A 17784-nucleotide genomic window follows, 5' to 3' on the forward strand; every position below is an offset into this window, starting at 1 on the left:
CCTGGGCTGGGGGACGCGCCATCCTGCCGTGCTTTGAAGCTTGACTCAAGGGTAGACGTGTATCACAGATTTAGAAAAGATATCACAAAATGCCAGGGAGCATCACAATGGAACCCGAGGACGCGACGGCCTGGCTGGCTGACCGCCCCGAAATCGAGACGATCTTCGCCTGCATCTGCGACCTGAACGGCGTGATGCGCGGCAAGCGCGTGCCGGTCGATCAGGTCGAGAAGATCGTCTCCGGCGGGCTGCGGATGCCGCTGTCGCTTCTGGGCATGGACATCTGGGGCGAGGACATCGAGGGCAACGAACTGGTGTGGGACACCGGCGATGCCGACGGGCTGTGCGATTTCACCGGCCGCCCGCTGATCCCGGTCGACTGGACGGCGCGGCCGGCGGCCTTTGCGCAGCTGTGGATGCGGACCGAGAACGGCGAGCCCTTCCCGGGCGATCCGCGCCGGGCGCTGGCCGCGATCGTCGAGCGCTACAAGGCGCTTGGCCTGACGCCGGTCGTGGCGACCGAGCTTGAATTCTATGTCGTCGACCCGTCGAATGCCGCGCCGCAGCCGCCGTGCTCGCCGGTGACCGGCAAGCGGCTCGACAGCGACGGGGCCTTGTCGCTGGACGAATTGCAGCATTTCGACGCCTTCCTGAACGAGGTCTATGACGCCTGCGCGGCGCAGGGCATTCCGGCCGATGCGGCGATCTCGGAAAACGGGGCAGGGCAGTTCGAGATCAACCTGATGCACGTGGCCGACCCGCTCGAGGCGGCCGACGATGCGGTGCTGTTCAAGCGGCTGGTGCGCGGCATCGCCCGCAAGCACGGGTTCGCGGCGACCTTCATGGCGAAACCCTATGGCGACCGTGCCGGATCGGGGATGCATGTGCATTTCTCGCTGATCGACGCCGAGGGCCGCAACGTCTTCGACAATGGCGGCGAGGAGGGCACCGAGGTGATGCGCCACGCCGTCGCCGGTCTGATCCGGACGATGGCCGAGAACACGCTGGTCTTCGCACCGCACGAGAACTCCTATCGCCGGCTGCTGCCGGGCTCGCATGCGCCGTCCTCGGTCGCCTGGGGCTATGAGAACCGCACCGTCGCGATCCGCATCCCGGGCGGCAGCCACAAGGCACGGCGGATCGAGCACCGCGTGGCCGGCGCCGATGCCAACCCCTATCTGGTGCTCGCCTCGATCCTCGGGGGCGCGCTGCTGGGCATCGAGGGGCAATGGGAGCCGCCCGCGCCGCTGGTGGGCGATGCCTATACGCAGGTGATCGAGACCCTGCCGCCCGACTGGGCCTCGGCGATCGAGGCCTTCGAGAAGGGCGTGCATGTCGAGCAGGTCTTCTCCAAGCGCCTGCGCCGGATGTTCGTGCAGTGCAAGCTGCAGGAGCTGCGCCGCTTCACCCGCCATGTCACCGATTTCGAATATCACTCCTACCTGGAGGCCGTCTGATGAACGCCCAGCCCACCTTCCCGAACCACCCCTATGCCGGCAATGGCGCCCATACCGGCAGCTATTATGCCGCCTCGGCCAACCCGGCGCCGCTGCGCGCCGAGCTGGTGGGCACGCATGAGACCGATGTCTGCGTGCTTGGCGCGGGCTATTCCGGCCTGTCGACGGCGCTGCACCTGGCCGAGAAGGGCTACAAGGTGACGGTGGTCGAGGGCGCGCGGATCGGCTGGGGCGCGTCGGGGCGCAACGGCGGGCAGATCGTGAACGGGCTGAACGCCAGCCTGCAGACGATCGGCCGGCGCTATGGCGCGGATGCGGCGAAATTCGTCGCGAGCCTGGTCACCGAGGGCGGCGACATCATCCGCGAGCGGATCGCCACCTATGACATCAAGTGCGATCTCAAGCAGGGCAACGTCTTTGCCGGGCTGACGCAGGCGCACATGCGCGAGCTCGAGGCGCGGCGCAAGCTGTGGCGCAGCTATGGCATAGAGAGCCAGGAGATGCTGAGCCGCGACGAGATGCGCGCGCACGCCGCCTCGGACCTCTATGCGGGGGGCATGATCGACCACAAGGGCGGCCACATGCACCCGCTGAACCTCGCCCTTGGCGAGGCGGCGGCGATCGAGCGGCTTGGCGGCACGATCTTCGAGATGTCGCCGGTGACCTCGGTCGACACCGCCTCGGCGCGGCCCTCGCTGAGCACGGCGAAGGGCAAGGTCGTGGCGAAGGTCATGGTGCTGTGCGGCAACGCCTATCTCGGCCATGTCGTGCCGACGCTCGAGTGGCGGGTGATGCCGGTCTCGACCCAGGTGATGGCGACCGAACCGCTTGGCGAGACGCTGGCGCGGCAGCTGATGCCGTCGGACGTCTGCATCGAGGACGTGCGCTACATCCTTGATTACTATCGCATGTCGGCGGACAACCGGCTCTTGTTCGGGGGCGGCACCGTCTATGGCGGCACCGATCCGAAGGACATCAAGGCGAAGCTGTGGAAGAACCTCGAGAAGGTCTTCCCGCAGCTGAAGGGCACGAAGATCGACTATGCCTGGTCGGGCAACTTCGCGCTGTCGTTCTCGCGCGTGCCGCAGATGGGCCGGATCGGCGCCAACACCTATTTCGCGCATGGCTATTCCGGCCATGGCGTGACCGGCTCGCACACCTTCGGGCGGATCCTGTCGGAGGCGATCCACGGCGACCAGAGCCGCTTCGACATGTTCGCGAAGATGCCCTGGATTCCGTTCCCGGGCGGGCGGATGTTCCGTGTGCCTTACTCGGTCATCGGCTCGTGGTGGTACGCGGTGCGCGACCGGCTGGGCGTGTAAACGCCCGCCACAAAAAAGAAAATCAGGGAGGATACCATGCGCAAGATGATCGCGGCGGGGCTCGCCGCGCTCGCCTCGGCCGGGATGGCCGGGGCGGAAGAGCCGGTGTTGAACATCTACAACTGGTCGGATTACATCGCCCCCGACACCATCCCGGGCTTCGAGAAGGAAACCGGCATCAAGGTCAATTACGACGTCTTCGACAGCAACGAGGTGGTCGAGGCGAAGATGCTCACCGGCTCGACGAATTACGACATCGTCGTGCCCTCGCTCGAGTTCATGGCGCGCCAGGCGCAGGCCGGGGTGTTCCAGCCGATCGACAAGGCGGCGCTGGCGAATTACGGCAATCTCGATCCGAAGCTGATGGCGATCGCCGCGACCAATGACGAGGGCAACACCTATGGCGTGCCCTACATGATGTACACCATCGGCATCGGCTACAACCGCGACAAGGTCGCCGAGCGGCTTGGCTCCGACACCATCGACAGCTGGTCGGCGCTCTTCGATCCCGAGCAGGCGGCGAAGCTGCAAGGCTGCGGCATCGCGCTGCTCGATTCCCCGTCCGAGATCACCGCGGCGGCGCTGAACTATCTGGGCCTCGATCCGACCTCGGAGAAGACCGAGGATCTGGAGGCCGCGATGGCGCTTCTGGCGAAGGTGCGGCCCTATGTCCGCTATTTCCATTCCTCGCAATACATCAACGACCTGGCGAATGGGGACATCTGCCTGACGGTCGGCTATTCGGGCGACATCCTGCAGGCGCGCAACCGCGCCACCGAGGCGGGGCAGGGGGTGCGTGTGGCCTATGCGATCCCGAAGGAGGGGGCGCAGGTCGGTTTCGACATGCTGGCCATCCCCTCGGACGCGCCGCATCCGGAGAACGCGCTGAAGTTCATCGATTACTTCCTGCGGCCCGAGGTGGCGGCGGCGGTGAGCGACCACGTCTTCTACGCCAACGTCAATGCCAGGGCGACGCCGCTTGTCGCCGCCGAGGTGCGCGAGGATCCCGGCATCTACCCGGCGCCCGAGGTGATGGACAAGCTCTACACCGCGCGCCCGCACAAGCAGCGCTATGACCGCGCGCTGACCCGCGCCTGGACCACGCTGAAGACCGGACAATGACGGCAGGCGGCCATCCCTTCAGGGGGGATGGCCGCATCCATTCTGACAGGGAGAAGAAGAATGACCGAAGCCATCGCGGCGCGCGGTGCGCGGCCGTGGGAGGATCCCGCTGTCGCCCCGTTCCTGCAGATCCGCAACGTGACGAAGCGGTTCGGCTCCTACACGGCAGTGAACGACGTCTCGCTCGACATCTATCGCGGCGAGCTGTTCTGCCTGCTGGGCGGGTCGGGCTGCGGCAAGTCCACGCTGTTGCGGATGCTGGCCGGGTTCGAGACGCCCACCTCGGGTCAGATCCTGATCGACGGCGAGGACATGTCGGGCGTGCCGCCCTATCTGCGCGACACCAACATGATGTTCCAGTCCTATGCGCTGTTCCCGCACATGAGCGTCGAGAAGAACATCGCCTACGGGCTGAAGCGCGACGGGGTGAAACGGGCCGAGGTGGCGACCCGGGTCACCGAGATGCTCTCGCTGGTGCAGCTTGACGGGTTGGCTGCGCGCAAGCCGCATCAGCTCTCGGGCGGGCAGCGGCAGCGCGTGGCGCTGGCGCGTGCGCTGATCCGCAAGCCGAAGCTTCTGATGCTCGACGAACCGCTTGGCGCGCTCGACAAGAAGCTGCGCGAGGAGACGCAGCGCGAGCTCATCAAGATCCAGGAGACGCTCGGCGTCACCTTCGTCGTCGTCACCCATGACCAGGAGGAGGCGATGACGCTCTCGACCCGGCTTGGTGTGATGACCGCGGGCGAGATCATGCAGGTCGGCACGCCGCATGACGTCTACGAATATCCGCAAAGCCGGTTCGTCGCCGATTTCATCGGCTCGGTGAACCTGTTCGAGGGCCGGATTGCCGGCGATTTCGAGGATCACGCGACGATCCATTCGCCCGATACCGGCAGCGAGATCCTGGTCTCGCACGGGATCAGCGGCGTGAAGGGGCAGCCGGTGGCGGTGGCGCTGCGGCCCGAGAAGATCGCGATCGAGCGGCGCCTGCCCGAGACCGTGGCGAACCGGCTGCGGGCGCGGGTCGAGGACGTCTCCTACATGGGGAACCTGTCGGTCTTTCACGTCACCCTGCCCACCGGCAAGCCGGTGAAGGTGAGCCAGACCAACCGGTTGCGCAGCGATGACGACGCGATCCGCGCCGGCGAAGAGGTGGAGATCGGCTGGGACGGCGCGGCAAGCGTCGTGGTGACGGCATGAGGTTGCGTGCGCTTGCGGGCTGGCTGCGGATCGAGGGGCGCGCCGCGGTGGTGGCGGTGCCGCTCGTCTGGCTGGGCCTCTTTTTCCTGCTGCCCTTCGTGGTTCTGGCAAAGATCGCGGTCTCGGAATCGGTGATCGCGCGGCCGCCCTATCTGCCGATCTGGGACTGGGCCGAGGGGGTGCTGAACATCTCGCTCAACTTCGGCAATTTCCAGTTCCTGACCGAGGACCCGCTCTACCTGCTCGCCTATCTCGGCTCGCTGAAGATGGCGGCGGTGTCGACGGTGATCGCGCTGCTGATCGGCTATCCGATGGCCTATGTCATCGCGCGCGCGCCGTCGAACCGGCGCAACATCCTGCTGATGCTAGTGGTGTTGCCGTTCTGGACCTCGTTCCTTCTGCGCGTCTACGCCTGGATCGGGATCCTGAAGGGCAACGGGTTGCTGAACGGCCTGCTGATGGCGACCGGGATCATTCACGAGCCGCTGGTGATCCTGCAGACCGATTTCGCGGTCTATCTGGGCATCGTCTACAGCTATCTGCCGTTCATGATCCTGCCGCTCTACTCGACGCTGGTGAAGCTTGACGAGGCGCTGCTCGAGGCTTCGGCCGATCTCGGCGCGCGGCCCTTCGTGACCTTCGTCACCGTGACGCTGCCGCTGTCGGTGCCCGGGATCATCGCCGGCGCGCTGCTGGTCTTCATCCCGGCGGTCGGCGAATTCGTCATCCCCGCGCTTCTGGGCGGGCCGAAGACGCTGATGATCGGCTCGGTGCTGTGGAACGAGTTCTTCTCGAACCGCGACTGGCCGGTGGCCTCGGCGGTGGCGATCGTGATGCTCGTGGTGCTGGTGCTGCCCATCGGCCTGTTGCAGCGCACCCAGTCGGAAAAGGAGGAGAACGCCTGATGCGCCGCTCTGTTTCCCTGCGCCTTGTCGCGATCTTCGGTTTCGTCTTCCTCTATGCGCCGATCCTGTCGCTCGTCGTCTTCAGCTTCAACGAGTCGAAGCTGGTGACCGTCTGGGGCGGCTTCTCGACGAAATGGTATGCCGCGCTGCTCGAGGATCAGCAGATCCTCGATGCCGCCTGGATCAGCCTGCGCGTCGCGGTGATGTCGGCGACGCTCGCCACGGTGATCGGCACGCTCGCCTCCTATGCGCTGGCCCGTTTCGGCCGCTTCCGCTTCCGCATGCTGCTGAGCGGGGCGGTGACGGCGCCGCTCGTGATGCCCGAGGTGATCACCGGCCTCTCGATGCTGCTTCTGTTCGTGGCGCTCGAGGGGATCTTCGGCTGGCCCGCGGGGCGGGGCGTCGACACGCTGGTGATCGCGCATGCGACCTTCGGCGCGGCCTATGCGACCGTGGTGCTCGGCTCGCGGATGAGCGCGCTCGACCGTTCGGTCGAGGAGGCGGCGCTGGATCTCGGCGCGCGGCCGTTGCGGGTGTTCTTCGACGTCACCTTGCCCGCGCTTGCGCCTGCGCTGATCTCGTCCTGGCTTCTGGTCTTCACCATCAGCCTCGATGACCTCGTGGTGTCAGCCTTCGTCACCGGGCCCGGGGCCTCGACCCTGCCGATGGTGATCTTCTCGAAGGTCCGGCTGGGCGTCAGCCCCGAGGTGAATGCGCTGGCCACCCTGGTCATCGCCGCAATCTCGGTGGTGATCGTGCTGGCGAGCTGGCAGATGCGCCGCGCCGCCGCGCAGACGCGCTGAAAACCGGCGGGTCGGGGGTGACCCCGGCCCGCGCGCATGGCGCGAAAGCGCTGCCGTCGACCTCCGAGTCTCTCTCCTGCGCCCGCGCCGCCCGGACCGGCGGCGCCCCCGGCCGGCCGCCGGGCTCGATCCGCTCCGTCGGTGCGCAGAACCCGCGATCGCAGAAATCCCTTCTCCGGGTCGCGGTCGGGACAACGGTTTTCACCTCCAAATGCCGCAGAGTTTGGAATGGCCTCAGGGCGTTCCAGATATTATCAAATCTCTACAGATAAAGTCGTCATTTGGAGCCGCCATGTCCGGTCCCCGTTTCGCAGCCTTTGCCGGTTCCTGGAGCCGGCCGTCCAAGACCCGCGCGCTGGTCGAGACCGCAGCGGCCCGCGCCACCGCCCGTTTCGGCGGCCATGCCCATGTGTTCGATGTCGATGACCTCGGCCCCGGCTTCGGCGCCCTGCGCGAGGGTAGGGATGCCACGCTCGACCGCCATCGGGCGGCGTTCCTCGCGGCCGATGCGCTGATCGTCGCAAGCCCGGTGTTCAAGGGCAGCTACACGGGCCTCTTCAAGCATTTCCTCGACCTGATCGAGCCCGAGGCGCTGGCCGGCAAGCCCGTCCTGCTGGCGGCCTGCGGCGGCGGCGACCGGCATGCGCTGGTGATCGAACACCAGCTGCGGCCGCTGTTCGGCTTCTTCGAGGCGATCACCCTGCCGACCGGGCTCTATGCCTCGGCGGCCGATTTCGCCGATGGCGCGCTGCGCGCGGGCCCGATCCTCGAACGGCTTGACCGCGCGGTGGCGCAATTCGCCCCGCACCTTCCCCACACCGTCGCCGCGCCAGTGCGCGTGGCCGGCTGAGACCGGAGACCCAGATGACCACCCAAGCGAAGAAACGCATCATTCTCAATGCCTTCGACATGACCTGCGTTGGTCATCAGGCGGCCGGCACCTGGCGGCATCCGTCGAGCCAGGCATCGCGCTACAATGACCTCGAGTATTGGACCAACCTCGCGATCGAGCTGGAACGGGGGGCTTTCGACAGCCTGTTCATCGCCGATGTGGTGGGCGTCTATGACGTCTATCGCGGTTCTGCCGAGGCGGCGCTGCACGACGCGGCGCAGGTGCCGGTGAACGACCCGTTCGGCGCGATCTCGGCGATGGCGGCGGTGACCCGCAACCTCGGCTTCGGCATCACCGCGGCGGTGACCTTCGAGCATCCCTATCTGCTGGCCCGCCGGCTCTCGACTCTCGATCACCTGACCAAGGGGCGCGTGGCGTGGAACGTGGTGTCGTCCTACCTCGACAGCGCGGCGCGCAATATCGGCCTTGACCGGCAGATCGGCCATGATGCGCGCTATGACCTCGCCGAGGAGTACATGGAAGTCACCTACAAGCTGTGGGAGGGCAGCTGGGAAGAGGGCGCGGTGCTGCGCGACAAGGAGAAGGGCATCTTCACCGATGCCACGAAGGTGCACCCGATCCGCCACGAGGGCGAGTATTTCAAGGTGCCCGGCTTCCATCTGTGCGAGCCCTCGCCGCAGCGCACGCCGGTGATCTTCCAGGCCGGGGCAAGCGCGCGCGGCCGGGCGTTCGCCGCCCGTCACGCCGAGGCGATGTTCGTGCTGGCGACCAGCCCCGAGACCGCGAAGAAGCTGACCGACGCGATCCGCGCCGAGGTGGCCGCGGCCGGGCGCGAGGCCGACAGCCTGAAGATTTTCGCGTTGCTCACCGTCATCACCGGCCCGACCGACGAGGCGGCGCAGCGCAAATACGAGGAATACCTCGATTATGCGAGCGCCGAGGGGGCGCTGGCGCTTTACGGCGGCTGGACCGGGCTCGATTTCTCGACGCTCGATCCCGATCAGCCGCTGACCGCGGTCGAGAACGACAGCCTGCGCACCACGCTGGAATCGCTTGCCGCCGATGGTGCGGCCTGGACGGTGCGCGACGTGATCCGCAAGCGCGCGATCGGCGGGCTTGGCCCGGTGCTGGTCGGCGGGCCGCAGACGGTGGCCGATGCGCTCGAACGCTGGGTCGACGAGGGCGGCATCGACGGCTTCAACCTCGCCTATGCGATCACCCCGGCCTCGACCACCGATTTCATCGATTTCGTGGTGCCGGAGCTGCGCAAGCGCGGCCGCGCGCAGCAGGGCTATGCCCCCGGCACGCTGCGCGAGAAGCTTCTGGGCGATGTGGGCGGTCTGGCCCGCGACAGCCACCCTGCCGCGCAGTGGCGCCGCCATTACATCGGCCGCGAGAGCGTGGCCGACGCCTCGCGCCCCTCGGCCTTCGAAGGGCTGGGCCATGTTTCGGAGGCGGCGGAATGAGCGCGCCCGAGATCTTCTGGTTCCTGCCCACCTCGGGCGACACGCGCTATCTTGGCACCTCGGATTTCGGCCGGGCGCCCGAGCCCGACTATCTGCGCGACATCGCCACCACCGCCGACCGGCTCGGCTATGACGGGATGCTGATCCCGACCGGGGCAAGCTGCCTCGACCCCTGGGTGGTGGCGGCGGCGCTGGCGCCGGTGACGCGGCGGCTGAAGCTTCTGGTGGCGCTGCGCACCTCGATCAGCGGGCCGACGGCGGCGGCGCGGCAGGCGGCGACGCTGGATGCGGCGCTTGGTGGGCGGCTCTTGCTCAATGTCGTGCCGGGGGGTGACCCGCGCGAGCTGGCCGCCGACGGCGCCTTCTTCAGCCATGACGGGCGGTACGAGAATGCCGGGGAATTCCTGACCGTGTGGAAGCGGCTGATGGCCGGCGAGACGGTCGATTTCGAGGGCCGGCACATCCGGGTCGAGGGGGCGCGGAACGTCCATCCCGGCCCGCAGCGCCCGTACCCGCCGCTCTACTTCGGCGGCTCGTCGCCCGCGGCGCATGCGCTCGCCGCGCAGCATGTCGATGTCTATCTGACCTGGGGCGAGCCGCCCGAGGCCGTGGCGGAAAAGATCGCCGATGTGCGCGCACAGGCGGCGGCGCAGGGGCGCAAGGTGCGCTTCGGCATTCGTCTGCATGCCATCGTGCGCGAGACCGAGGCCGAGGCCTGGGCCGCGGCAGAGCGGCTGATCAGCCGGCTGACCGACGATGACATCGCCCGCGCCCAGGCGAATTACGCGCGCATGGACTCGGTCGGGCAGGGCCGGATGGCGGCGCTGCACGGTGGTCGGCGCGACCGGCTCGAGGTCGCCCCCAACCTCTGGGCCGGGGTCGGTCTGGTGCGCGGCGGCGCGGGCACCGCGCTTGTCGGCGATCCCGACACGGTGGTCGCGCGGATGCGCGAGTACCAGGCGCTTGGCATCGAGACCTTCGTGATGTCGGGCTATCCGCATCTCGAGGAGGCGATCCGCTTCGCCGAACTGATTTTCCCGCGCATCGGCAAGGCGGCCGTGACCGAGCAGGGCACGAGCCAGACCGGCGGTGCCTTCGACGTGCGTGCGCGGGCCGCTTCCTGAGGACTGACCCATGACCTTTCCCGTCATCGACATGCGCTGCCGCCCGGCCTTCCTGCACGATTTCTTCGGCAGGACGCCCGGCACCTCCGACTTCGACACCGTGCGCTGGCTCAACCGCCGGGTCGGCACCCGCGGGCCAGACACCCATTTCACCCGGTCCGCCACCGAGGCGGGCTTTCTGGCCGAGATCGGCGATGCGGGCCTGACGCGCGCCGTGGTCGTCGGCCGCCACACCCCGACGCAGCATCTGCCGAATGACGAGATCGCGCGGATCGTCGCGCTCGATCCCGCCCGGCTGAGCGGCATCGGTGCGGTCGATCCGGTGTTGCAGGGGCCCGAGGGGGCGATCGCCGAGGCAAGCCGCGCGGTGGGGTCGCTCGGGCTGCGCGGCATCGACCTCGAGCCCGGCTTCGGCACGCCGCCGCGGCACCCGGACGATCCGGCCTATCTGCCGCTTTACGAATGGGCCGCGGCCGAGGGCGTGCCGGTCTTCCTGATGAGCGGGCCGACGACGCCCGCGCCGCGGTTCAACGACCCCGCCGGGCTGGCCGCGGTGGCGCGGCTGTTCCCGACGCTGAAGATCGGCGTCTTCCACGGCTACTGGCCGAATGTGCAGGACATCCTCGGCCTCGCCTTCCGGCACGAGACGATCCACATCATCCCGGACATGTACCTCTTCCAGGCCGGCAGTCAGGCCTATGTCGAGGCCGCGAACGGCTGGCTTGGCGACCAGCTTCTGTTCGGCTCGTCCTATCCGTTCCGCCCGATCGGGCAGAGCATCGAGGACGCGCTGAAACTGGGCCTGCGCGAGGAGGTGCTTGGCCGGTTCTTCCATGACAATGCGGCGCGGCTTCTGGGCCTGGCGGCCGGCTGAAAGGGCACCACGATGACCGATATCCGTTTTTCCGCGCTGGATGCGCAGATCCGCCTGGCGCTGGCCCGCCTCGCCGAGGGCCGGCTTGTCCTTGTCACCGATGACGAGGACCGCGAGAACGAGGGCGACCTGATCGGCGCCGCGGCGACGCTGGGGGTGCGCGAGCTGGCCTTCATGGTGCGGCACACGACGGGGATCGTCTGTGCCGCGCTCGATCCGGCGCGCTGCGCGGCCTTCGGCCTGCCGCCGATGGTGGCGAGCAACGAGGACCCGAACGGCACCGCCTACACGGTCAGCTGCGACGCGGCGGCCTGCGGCACCGGGGTCTCGGCCGAGGACCGGCTGCTGACCCTGCGCACGCTGGCCGGCCGGCCCGATCCCGCGCTTTTGCGCCGGCCCGGGCATCTCTTCCCGCTGCGGGCGCGGCCGGGCGGGGTGCTGACGCGGCCGGGCCATACCGAGGCGGCCTGGGATCTGGCGCGGCTTGCCGGGTTGCCCGGTGTCGGCGTGCTGGCCGAGCTGGTCCATGACGACGGCACGATGATGCGCGGCGCGGCGCTGGCGGACTTCGCGCGCCGCCACGACATTCCGCAGCTTGCGATCACCGATCTGATCGCCTGGCGCGAGGCTGCGCCGGTCGGGGCGGTCGCATGAGTGCGGCCGCAGACCCGCCGGTGGTGGCGATCGTCGGCGGCGGTTTCACCGGGGCGAGCACGGCCTTTCATCTGGCGCGGGCGCTGGACGGGCCGGTGCGGATCGTGGTGATCGAGCCGCGGGCGCAGCTTGGCCAGGGGCTGGCCTATGCGACCCGCGACCCGAGCCACCGCATCAACGTGCCGGCCGTGCGGATGACGATGGACAGCGCCGCGCCGGGCGGGCTTCAGACCTGGATCGAGACGCAGCGGCCCGCGCTTTCGGCCGGAACCCGGCTGGCCTCGGGCGAGCTTTTCGTGCAGCGGGGCCTTGTCGGCGATTACGTCGCCGGGGCGCTGGCGCCGCTGCTGGCCGCGGGGCGGGTCGAGCATCTGCGGGCGCGGGCGGTGACGCTGGCGCGCGGGGCACGCTTCACCCTGGGCTGCGACGACGGACGCACGCTGGTGGCCGATCTCGTGGTGCTGGCCACCAGCCACCCGCCGCCCGGTGTGCCCGCGGTCTTTGCGCCGCTGGCCGGCTCGGACCGGCTGATCGCCGACAGCGGCGACGGCGCGCGGCTGAGCGCGCTGGCGCGCCGCGCGAGGAACGTGCTGATCGTCGGCACCGGGCTGACCTCGGCCGATGTGATCGCCAGTCTCGACCGGCAGGGCTTCGCCGGCCGGATCGTCGCGCTGTCGCGGCGCGGCCTGCGCTCGCGCGGGCATGCCTTCGGCTATGCCGACTCGCCGGCCGATTTCGCCACCGCTCCCGCCCGCACCGCGCTTGCGCTGCTGCGCCGGATCCGGGCGGCGGTGCGGGCCGACGCCGCGGCGGGCCTGCCCTGGCAGGCGGCGCTCGACAACGTGCGCCGCGACGGGCCGGTGATCTGGGCGGCGCTGCCGCCGGGCGAGCGCGCGCGGCTGGTGCGCCGGCTGCGGGTGTGGTGGGACGTGCACCGCTTCCGCATCGCGCCGCAGCTCGAGGCGGTGATCGAGCGCCGCCTGGCCGAGGGACGGCTTGCAATCGTGGCGGGGCGTCTGCTGTCGGCGCAGGAGGGCGACGCGGGGATCGAGGTGCGCTGGCACGACCGGCGCGCGGGCGCGCGCGCGGGTCTCTTCGATGCGGTGATCCTGACCACCGGCCCGGCACATGGCGCGATCCTGCACGAGATGCCGCTTTTTGCCACGATGGCTGCGGCCGGGCTGATCCGCGCCGATCCGCTGCAGCTCGGGCTCGATGTGACCGAGGGCTGCCGCGCCGTCGGGCAGGACGGCAGGCCGGTGCCCGGCCTGTTCGTCGCCGGCCCGCTGGCGCGCGGCCATGTGGGCGAGCTGATGGGCATTCCCGAGGTGACGCAGCACGCCGAGCTGGTCGCTGCCCGTCTGGCGCAGGCGCTGGCCGCGCTGGCGCGGCCCGTCGCCCAAAGCGCCTGACCCGATCGAAATCGCCCCCCGGAGCGGGCGCCCGCGTGGCGCCCGGCCGATCCCCCATGCCCGCCGGACCGGCCGGGCCAGACAGGAGACGACCATGACCTTGCATGACACCTGGGCCGAGATCCCCGACACCGCGGCGCTGAAGGCCCGGTTCCGGCCCGTTTTCGACCGCATCGCCGAGGGCGCGCTGCGCCGCGAGCGCGAGCGCATCCTGCCCTTCGAGGAGATCGGCTGGCTCAGGGAGAGCGGCTTCACCGCGCTGCGTGTGCCGGTCGACTACGGCGGGGCAGGGGCCAGCCTCGTGCAGCTTTTCGACCTGCTGATCGACCTGGCCGAGGCCGACACCAACATCGCGCAGGCGCTGCGTGGGCATTTCGCGCTGGTCGAGGACCGGCTGGTTGCGCCGCGGGCCGAGGGCGAGATCTGGCTGCGCCGTTTTGGTGCGGGCGAGATCGCCGGCAATGGCTGGACCGAGGTCGGCGAGGTGAAGATCGGCGACACGATCACCAAGGTCACGCCGGAGGCGGACGGCTTCCGCGTCGACGGCGAGAAATTCTATTCCACCGGCACGATCTTCGCCGACTGGATCGACACCTATGCGACGCGCGCCGATACCGGCGAGCCGGTGATCGCGATCGTGGCCACGGCGCAGCCGGGGGTGGAGCGGCGCGACGACTGGACCGGCTTCGGCCAGCGTCTGACCGGCACCGGCACCACGGTCTATAGCGCGGCGCGCGTCGAGGCCGCGGGCCTCGTGCCCTTTGCCACCCGCTTCCGCTATCAGACCGCCTTCTATCAGCTTGTCCTTGACGCCGTGCTGGCGGGGGCCGCGGCGGCGGCGGTGCGTGACGTCAGCGAGCAGGTGCGCCGCCGCACCCGTGGCTTCTCGCACGGGGCGGGAACGGTGGTGCGCAACGATCCGCAGGTGTTGCAGGTGGTCGGCCGGGCGCGGGCCTTCGCCTTTGCCGCGCGGGCGGCGACGCTCGAGGCGGCGCGGGCGGCGCAACACGCCTATGAGACCTCGCAGGCGGGCGATGCCGCGGCCGACGAGGCAGCGAATGTGGCCGCCGAGCTGGCCTCGGCCGCAGCACAGGTCGCGGGTGCCGATCTTGCCCTGCGCGCGACGAGCGAGGTGTTCAACGCGCTCAGCGCCTCGGCCGCGGCGACCGGGCTGGCGCTCGACCGGCACTGGCGCAATGCGCGCACCGCGGCCAGCCACAACCCGCTGATCTACAAGGAGCGGATCCTCGGCGATCATGCGGTGAACGGGACCGAGCCGGTCTATGTCTGGCAGATCGGCCGGGTGACCGGATGACGGGCGCGGGGCCGGCCGTCGTGCCGGCCCCGATCCTCCCTGAACGGGCCCGCGCGGCGCCCCGGTGAACATGGTTCGGCCCCGGCGACGCAAAGGACGGTCGTCGGGGCCGGACTGTTTTTGGCGGGGGCGCAGGTCCGACAGGACCTGCGCCGGTTTCATTCCCTCATTCGGCCAGGGCCGGCGCTTCGCGCTTCACCCGCTCGATGTCGCGGTAGCGATGCGCGGGATGGGTGTCGGGCAGCCGCGGCCCGTCGCCGAAGAGCTTGTCGCGCAGCGTGCCCTCGCGGTAGCCGGTGGCATAGACGCCGCGCTTTTGCAGCTCGGGCACGACATGGCCGATGACATCGGCGAAGGTCTCGTGCGCCAGCGCATAGGCCAGATTGAAGCCGTCGATGCCGGTCTCCTCGACCCAGTCCTGCAGCAGGTCGGCGACCGTCTCGCCCGAGCCGACGAAGAGCGGCCCCATGCCGCCGATGCCGCCCCATTTCGCCAGCTCCTCGATCGTCCACACCTTGTCGCCGCCGGCCAGATGCTCGACCGCCGAGACGATCGCATTGGTCTGCACCTTCTTCACCGTGTCGGTCGGCGCATAAGCGCCAAAGTCGATGCCGGTCCAGCCCGACATCAGCACAAGCGCCCCGTCATAGGAGGCATAGCGCTGATATTCCTCGTATTTCGCCCGCGCCTTCGCGTCGGTCTCGGCGGTGATGATCGTCGCCATCGCGTAGATCAGCACCTTCTTCGGGTCGCGCCCGGCGGCGGCGGCGCGGGCGCGGATCTCGCTCACATAGGCCCTGGTCGCCGATTTCAGCGGCGTCGAGATGAACACGCATTCGGCGTGCTCGGCGGCGAAGGCCTTGCCCGCGCCCGAGGCGCCGGCCTGGAACAGCACCGGGGTGCGCTGCGGCGAGGGCTCGCACAGGTGATAGCCCGGCACGTCGAAATAGCGGCCCTTGTGGCCGATCTCGTGGATCTTCGCAGGGTCTGCGAACAGGCCGCGGCTGCGGTCGCGCAGCACGGCGCCATCCTCCCAGCTGCCTTCGAGCAGCTTGTAGAGCACTTCGAGATATTCGGCGGCGACGTCATAGCGGTTGTCGTGACTGCGCAGCCCGCCCTGACCGACGTTCTTCGCCCCGCTCTCGAGATAGGAGGTGACGATGTTCCAGCCGATCCGCCCCCTGGTGTGGTGGTCGGCCGTGCTGAGCCGGCGCGCGAAGGTATAGGGATGCTCGAACGAGGTCGAGGCGGTGATGCCGATGCCCAGATGCCGCGTCGCCTGGGCGATCGGGTTGGCAAGCTGCAGCGGGTCGTTCACCGGAACCTGCACGCCCTGGCGCAGCGCCTCGTCGAGACTGCCCTTGTAGACGTCGTAATAGCCGATCACGTCGGCCAGGAAGATCGCGTCGAAAAAGCCCGTCTCCAGCAGCTTTGCGAGGTCGGTCCAGTACTCGAGGTCCTTGTACTCCCACGAGCGGTCGCGCGGGTGGCGCCACAGCCCGGGCGACTGGTGCCCGATGCAGTTCATCTCGAAGGCGTTGAAGCGGATCTGCTTGCTCATTGTCCTGACGGCTCCCGGTTGGGGTGGGCGCAGCCCTCCGCTCCGGCCAGGGCCGACGGGGAGGGTGCGGGGGTTGCGGATCGGGTCGCGGCGCCAGCCGGCGCGGGGAAAGCACGACCTTTCTGGTCGTAATTTACGGGCGCCCCCCCGCCGCGGCAATGAACGAGACCGGTCGATCTGCGCCGGGTTCGGGGGCAATTCTTCTCCCGCAGCGGATGCGGACAGAAGATTGCCGCGACAGCGGCGCGGCCGGGACGGGATGGCGCAGAATCGGGCCGGCGGTGCGGCCGGGGCAGGGGGCCCGGACCGCGCAGGCCCCCGCCGGGAAGGACGGGGGCCTGCCGGGGCAGGGGGCTCAGTTCCAGGGATGGCGCGGCGGATGCGTGCCGTTCAGATACCAGTTGCCGACATGGAAGAACTTCCAGCGCACCGGGTCGTGCAGGGTATGCACCCGCGCATTGCGCCAGTGCCGGTCAAGCCCGTTCACCGCCAGCGTCGAGCGCGTGCCGGCCAGTTCGAACAGCCGGTTCGTGGCCTCGAGCGCGATCTGCGTGGTCAGCACCTTGGCCTCGGCGGTGCGGATTGTCGCCTCGGTGACGGTGTCGAGTGAGGCCTCGGCATAGCCGCGGTCGATGGCGCGCCCGGCGATCTCGAGCAGCGCCTCGGCCGCGTGCAGGCGGATCTTCAGATCGCCGATCGCCTGGATCGTGTAGGGGTCTTCGCCCGCGGTCTCCTTGCCGCTGTCGATCCAGGGCCGGCTTTGCGTCGTCACGAAGCGGATCGTCTCGTCGATCGCCGCGCGCGCGATGCCGGCGTCGATTGCCGCCTGGATGATCTGCGAGACCGGGCCCTGCACCGTGGGATGTTCGGTCGTGTCGCGCAGCCGGATCGCGCGGTTGCGCGCGACGCGGACGGTGTCGAGCCGCACCGAGCCCGAGGCGGTGGTGCGCTGGCCGAAGCCCGACCAGTCGTTGGTGACGCTCAGCCCCGGCGCATCGCGGTCGGCAAAGACCAGATAGATGCCGTCGGGCCCGACCGCGACGATCGGCACCAGATGGGCGAGCAAGGCGCCGGTGGTATAGAACTTCTCGCCGTTCACCACGGCCTCGTCGCCTTCGAAGGTGACACGGGTGCGGAACTCGCCCACCGATTTCGTGCCGAATTCGGAAAAGGCATTGCCGAAGCGCAGCCCGGCCAGCGACCAGCCGAAGACCATGGCCTTCTGCTCCTCGGTGCCGTCGAGGTCGACCAGATCGACGATGGCGAGATGGTTTTGCGAGATCTGCGCCACCGCCGGGTCGCCGGTCGCGACGATCGAGATCACCTTGGCCAGCGTCGCATGCGACAGCCCCGGCCCGCCGTGTGCTTTCGGCACCAGCAGCGACCACAGCCCGCTTTGCGAATAGCGGTCGAGTTCGGCGAGCGGCAGCAGCCCCTCGCGGTCACGCAGCTGGGCGCCCTGCGCCAGCTCTGCGGCCAGCGCGGTGGCGATGGCGATGGCGTCGGCATCGTCGCGCAGCAGGTGCGGCGGCTCGGTCGGACGCGGGCGCGGGGCGACCGGGTCGGCAGAGTTCACGCGCGGATGCAGGCTGTGGTCGATCTCGCCCCTTGTCAGCGATCCCATCGGGTTTCCTTTCTGAGTGTTTCACGGTGGTTCCGGGCCCGGTTCTTTCCGGCAACTCATTGAAAACATGAGTTTCACTGCGGGCCCTGCAG

15 protein-coding genes are annotated in these 17784 nt (G+C 69.1%); 13 read left to right on the forward strand and 2 right to left on the reverse strand.

The annotated features are described in order from the left end of the window. Positions 1–107: 107 nt before the first annotated feature. The 13 genes from DYS74_RS15310 to DYS74_RS15370 all read left to right on the forward strand — a co-directional run bounded on the left by DYS74_RS15310 (position 108) and on the right by DYS74_RS15370 (position 14507). Positions 108–1457: a glutamine synthetase family protein gene (locus tag DYS74_RS15310; RefSeq protein ID WP_121534558.1), complete on the forward strand. Its 1350-nt coding sequence runs from the start codon at positions 108–110 to the stop codon at positions 1455–1457. Continuing rightward, a complete protein-coding gene (locus DYS74_RS15315) occupies positions 1457–2779 on the forward strand; it encodes an NAD(P)/FAD-dependent oxidoreductase (RefSeq protein WP_121534559.1) in 1323 nt (440 codons plus the stop codon). The genes DYS74_RS15310 and DYS74_RS15315 overlap by 1 nt, the downstream gene beginning before the upstream one ends. A gap of 36 nt (positions 2780–2815) precedes the next feature. Further along, on the forward strand, positions 2816–3901 hold the full coding sequence (locus tag DYS74_RS15320; RefSeq protein ID WP_121534560.1) for a polyamine ABC transporter substrate-binding protein: 1086 nt from the start codon (positions 2816–2818) through the stop codon (positions 3899–3901). A gap of 60 nt (positions 3902–3961) precedes the next feature. Beyond that, entirely contained in the window at positions 3962–5101 is a 1140-nt protein-coding gene (locus DYS74_RS15325) for an ABC transporter ATP-binding protein (RefSeq protein WP_121534561.1), read from the forward strand. Then, positions 5098–6006 carry an ABC transporter permease subunit gene (locus DYS74_RS15330; RefSeq protein WP_121534562.1) on the forward strand — a complete coding sequence of 303 codons (909 nt, stop codon included), beginning with the start codon at positions 5098–5100 and terminating at the stop codon, positions 6004–6006. Before DYS74_RS15325 ends, DYS74_RS15330 begins: the two co-directional genes overlap by 4 nt. Beyond that, positions 6006–6809 (forward strand): ABC transporter permease subunit, encoded by an 804-nt coding sequence (locus DYS74_RS15335; protein ID WP_121534563.1) that lies wholly within the window; start codon positions 6006–6008, stop codon positions 6807–6809. Before DYS74_RS15330 ends, DYS74_RS15335 begins: the two co-directional genes overlap by 1 nt. Positions 6810–7101: 292 nt before the next feature. Next, positions 7102–7659, forward strand: a complete 558-nt coding sequence (locus DYS74_RS15340) for an NAD(P)H-dependent oxidoreductase (protein WP_121534564.1) — start codon at positions 7102–7104, stop codon at positions 7657–7659. A gap of 14 nt (positions 7660–7673) precedes the next feature. Next, complete coding sequence (locus DYS74_RS15345) at positions 7674–9128, forward strand: LLM class flavin-dependent oxidoreductase (protein ID WP_121534565.1); 1455 nt, start codon at positions 7674–7676, stop codon at positions 9126–9128. Further along, positions 9125–10252: an FMNH2-dependent alkanesulfonate monooxygenase gene (ssuD, locus tag DYS74_RS15350; protein WP_121534566.1), complete on the forward strand. Its 1128-nt coding sequence runs from the start codon at positions 9125–9127 to the stop codon at positions 10250–10252. Before DYS74_RS15345 ends, ssuD begins: the two co-directional genes overlap by 4 nt. 10 nt (positions 10253–10262) lie before the next feature. Then, entirely contained in the window at positions 10263–11126 is an 864-nt protein-coding gene (locus DYS74_RS15355; protein ID WP_121534567.1) for an amidohydrolase family protein, read from the forward strand. Positions 11127–11138: 12 nt separating this feature from the next. Next, positions 11139–11780, forward strand: a complete 642-nt coding sequence (ribB, locus tag DYS74_RS15360) for a 3,4-dihydroxy-2-butanone-4-phosphate synthase (RefSeq protein ID WP_121534568.1) — start codon at positions 11139–11141, stop codon at positions 11778–11780. Beyond that, complete coding sequence (locus DYS74_RS15365) at positions 11777–13192, forward strand: FAD/NAD(P)-binding protein (protein WP_121534569.1); 1416 nt, start codon at positions 11777–11779, stop codon at positions 13190–13192. The genes ribB and DYS74_RS15365 overlap by 4 nt, the downstream gene beginning before the upstream one ends. Positions 13193–13286: 94 nt before the next feature. Then, on the forward strand, positions 13287–14507 hold the full coding sequence (locus tag DYS74_RS15370) for an acyl-CoA dehydrogenase family protein (RefSeq protein WP_121534570.1): 1221 nt from the start codon (positions 13287–13289) through the stop codon (positions 14505–14507). Positions 14508–14673: 166 nt separating this feature from the next. On the opposite strand, the gene DYS74_RS15375 is transcribed toward DYS74_RS15370, so the two are convergent. Both DYS74_RS15375 and DYS74_RS15380 read right to left on the reverse strand, forming a co-directional pair. Continuing rightward, entirely contained in the window at positions 14674–16068 is a 1395-nt protein-coding gene (locus DYS74_RS15375; RefSeq protein WP_121534571.1) for an LLM class flavin-dependent oxidoreductase, read from the reverse strand. Between the two features lie 355 nt (positions 16069–16423). Next, a complete protein-coding gene (locus tag DYS74_RS15380) occupies positions 16424–17692 on the reverse strand; it encodes an SfnB family sulfur acquisition oxidoreductase (RefSeq protein WP_121534572.1) in 1269 nt (422 codons plus the stop codon). Between the last annotated feature and the right edge of the window lie 92 nt (positions 17693–17784).

The sequence above is a fragment of the Paenirhodobacter hankyongi genome, from assembly GCF_003664585.1.
GTDB lineage: Bacteria > Pseudomonadota > Alphaproteobacteria > Rhodobacterales > Rhodobacteraceae > Rhodobacter > Rhodobacter hankyongi.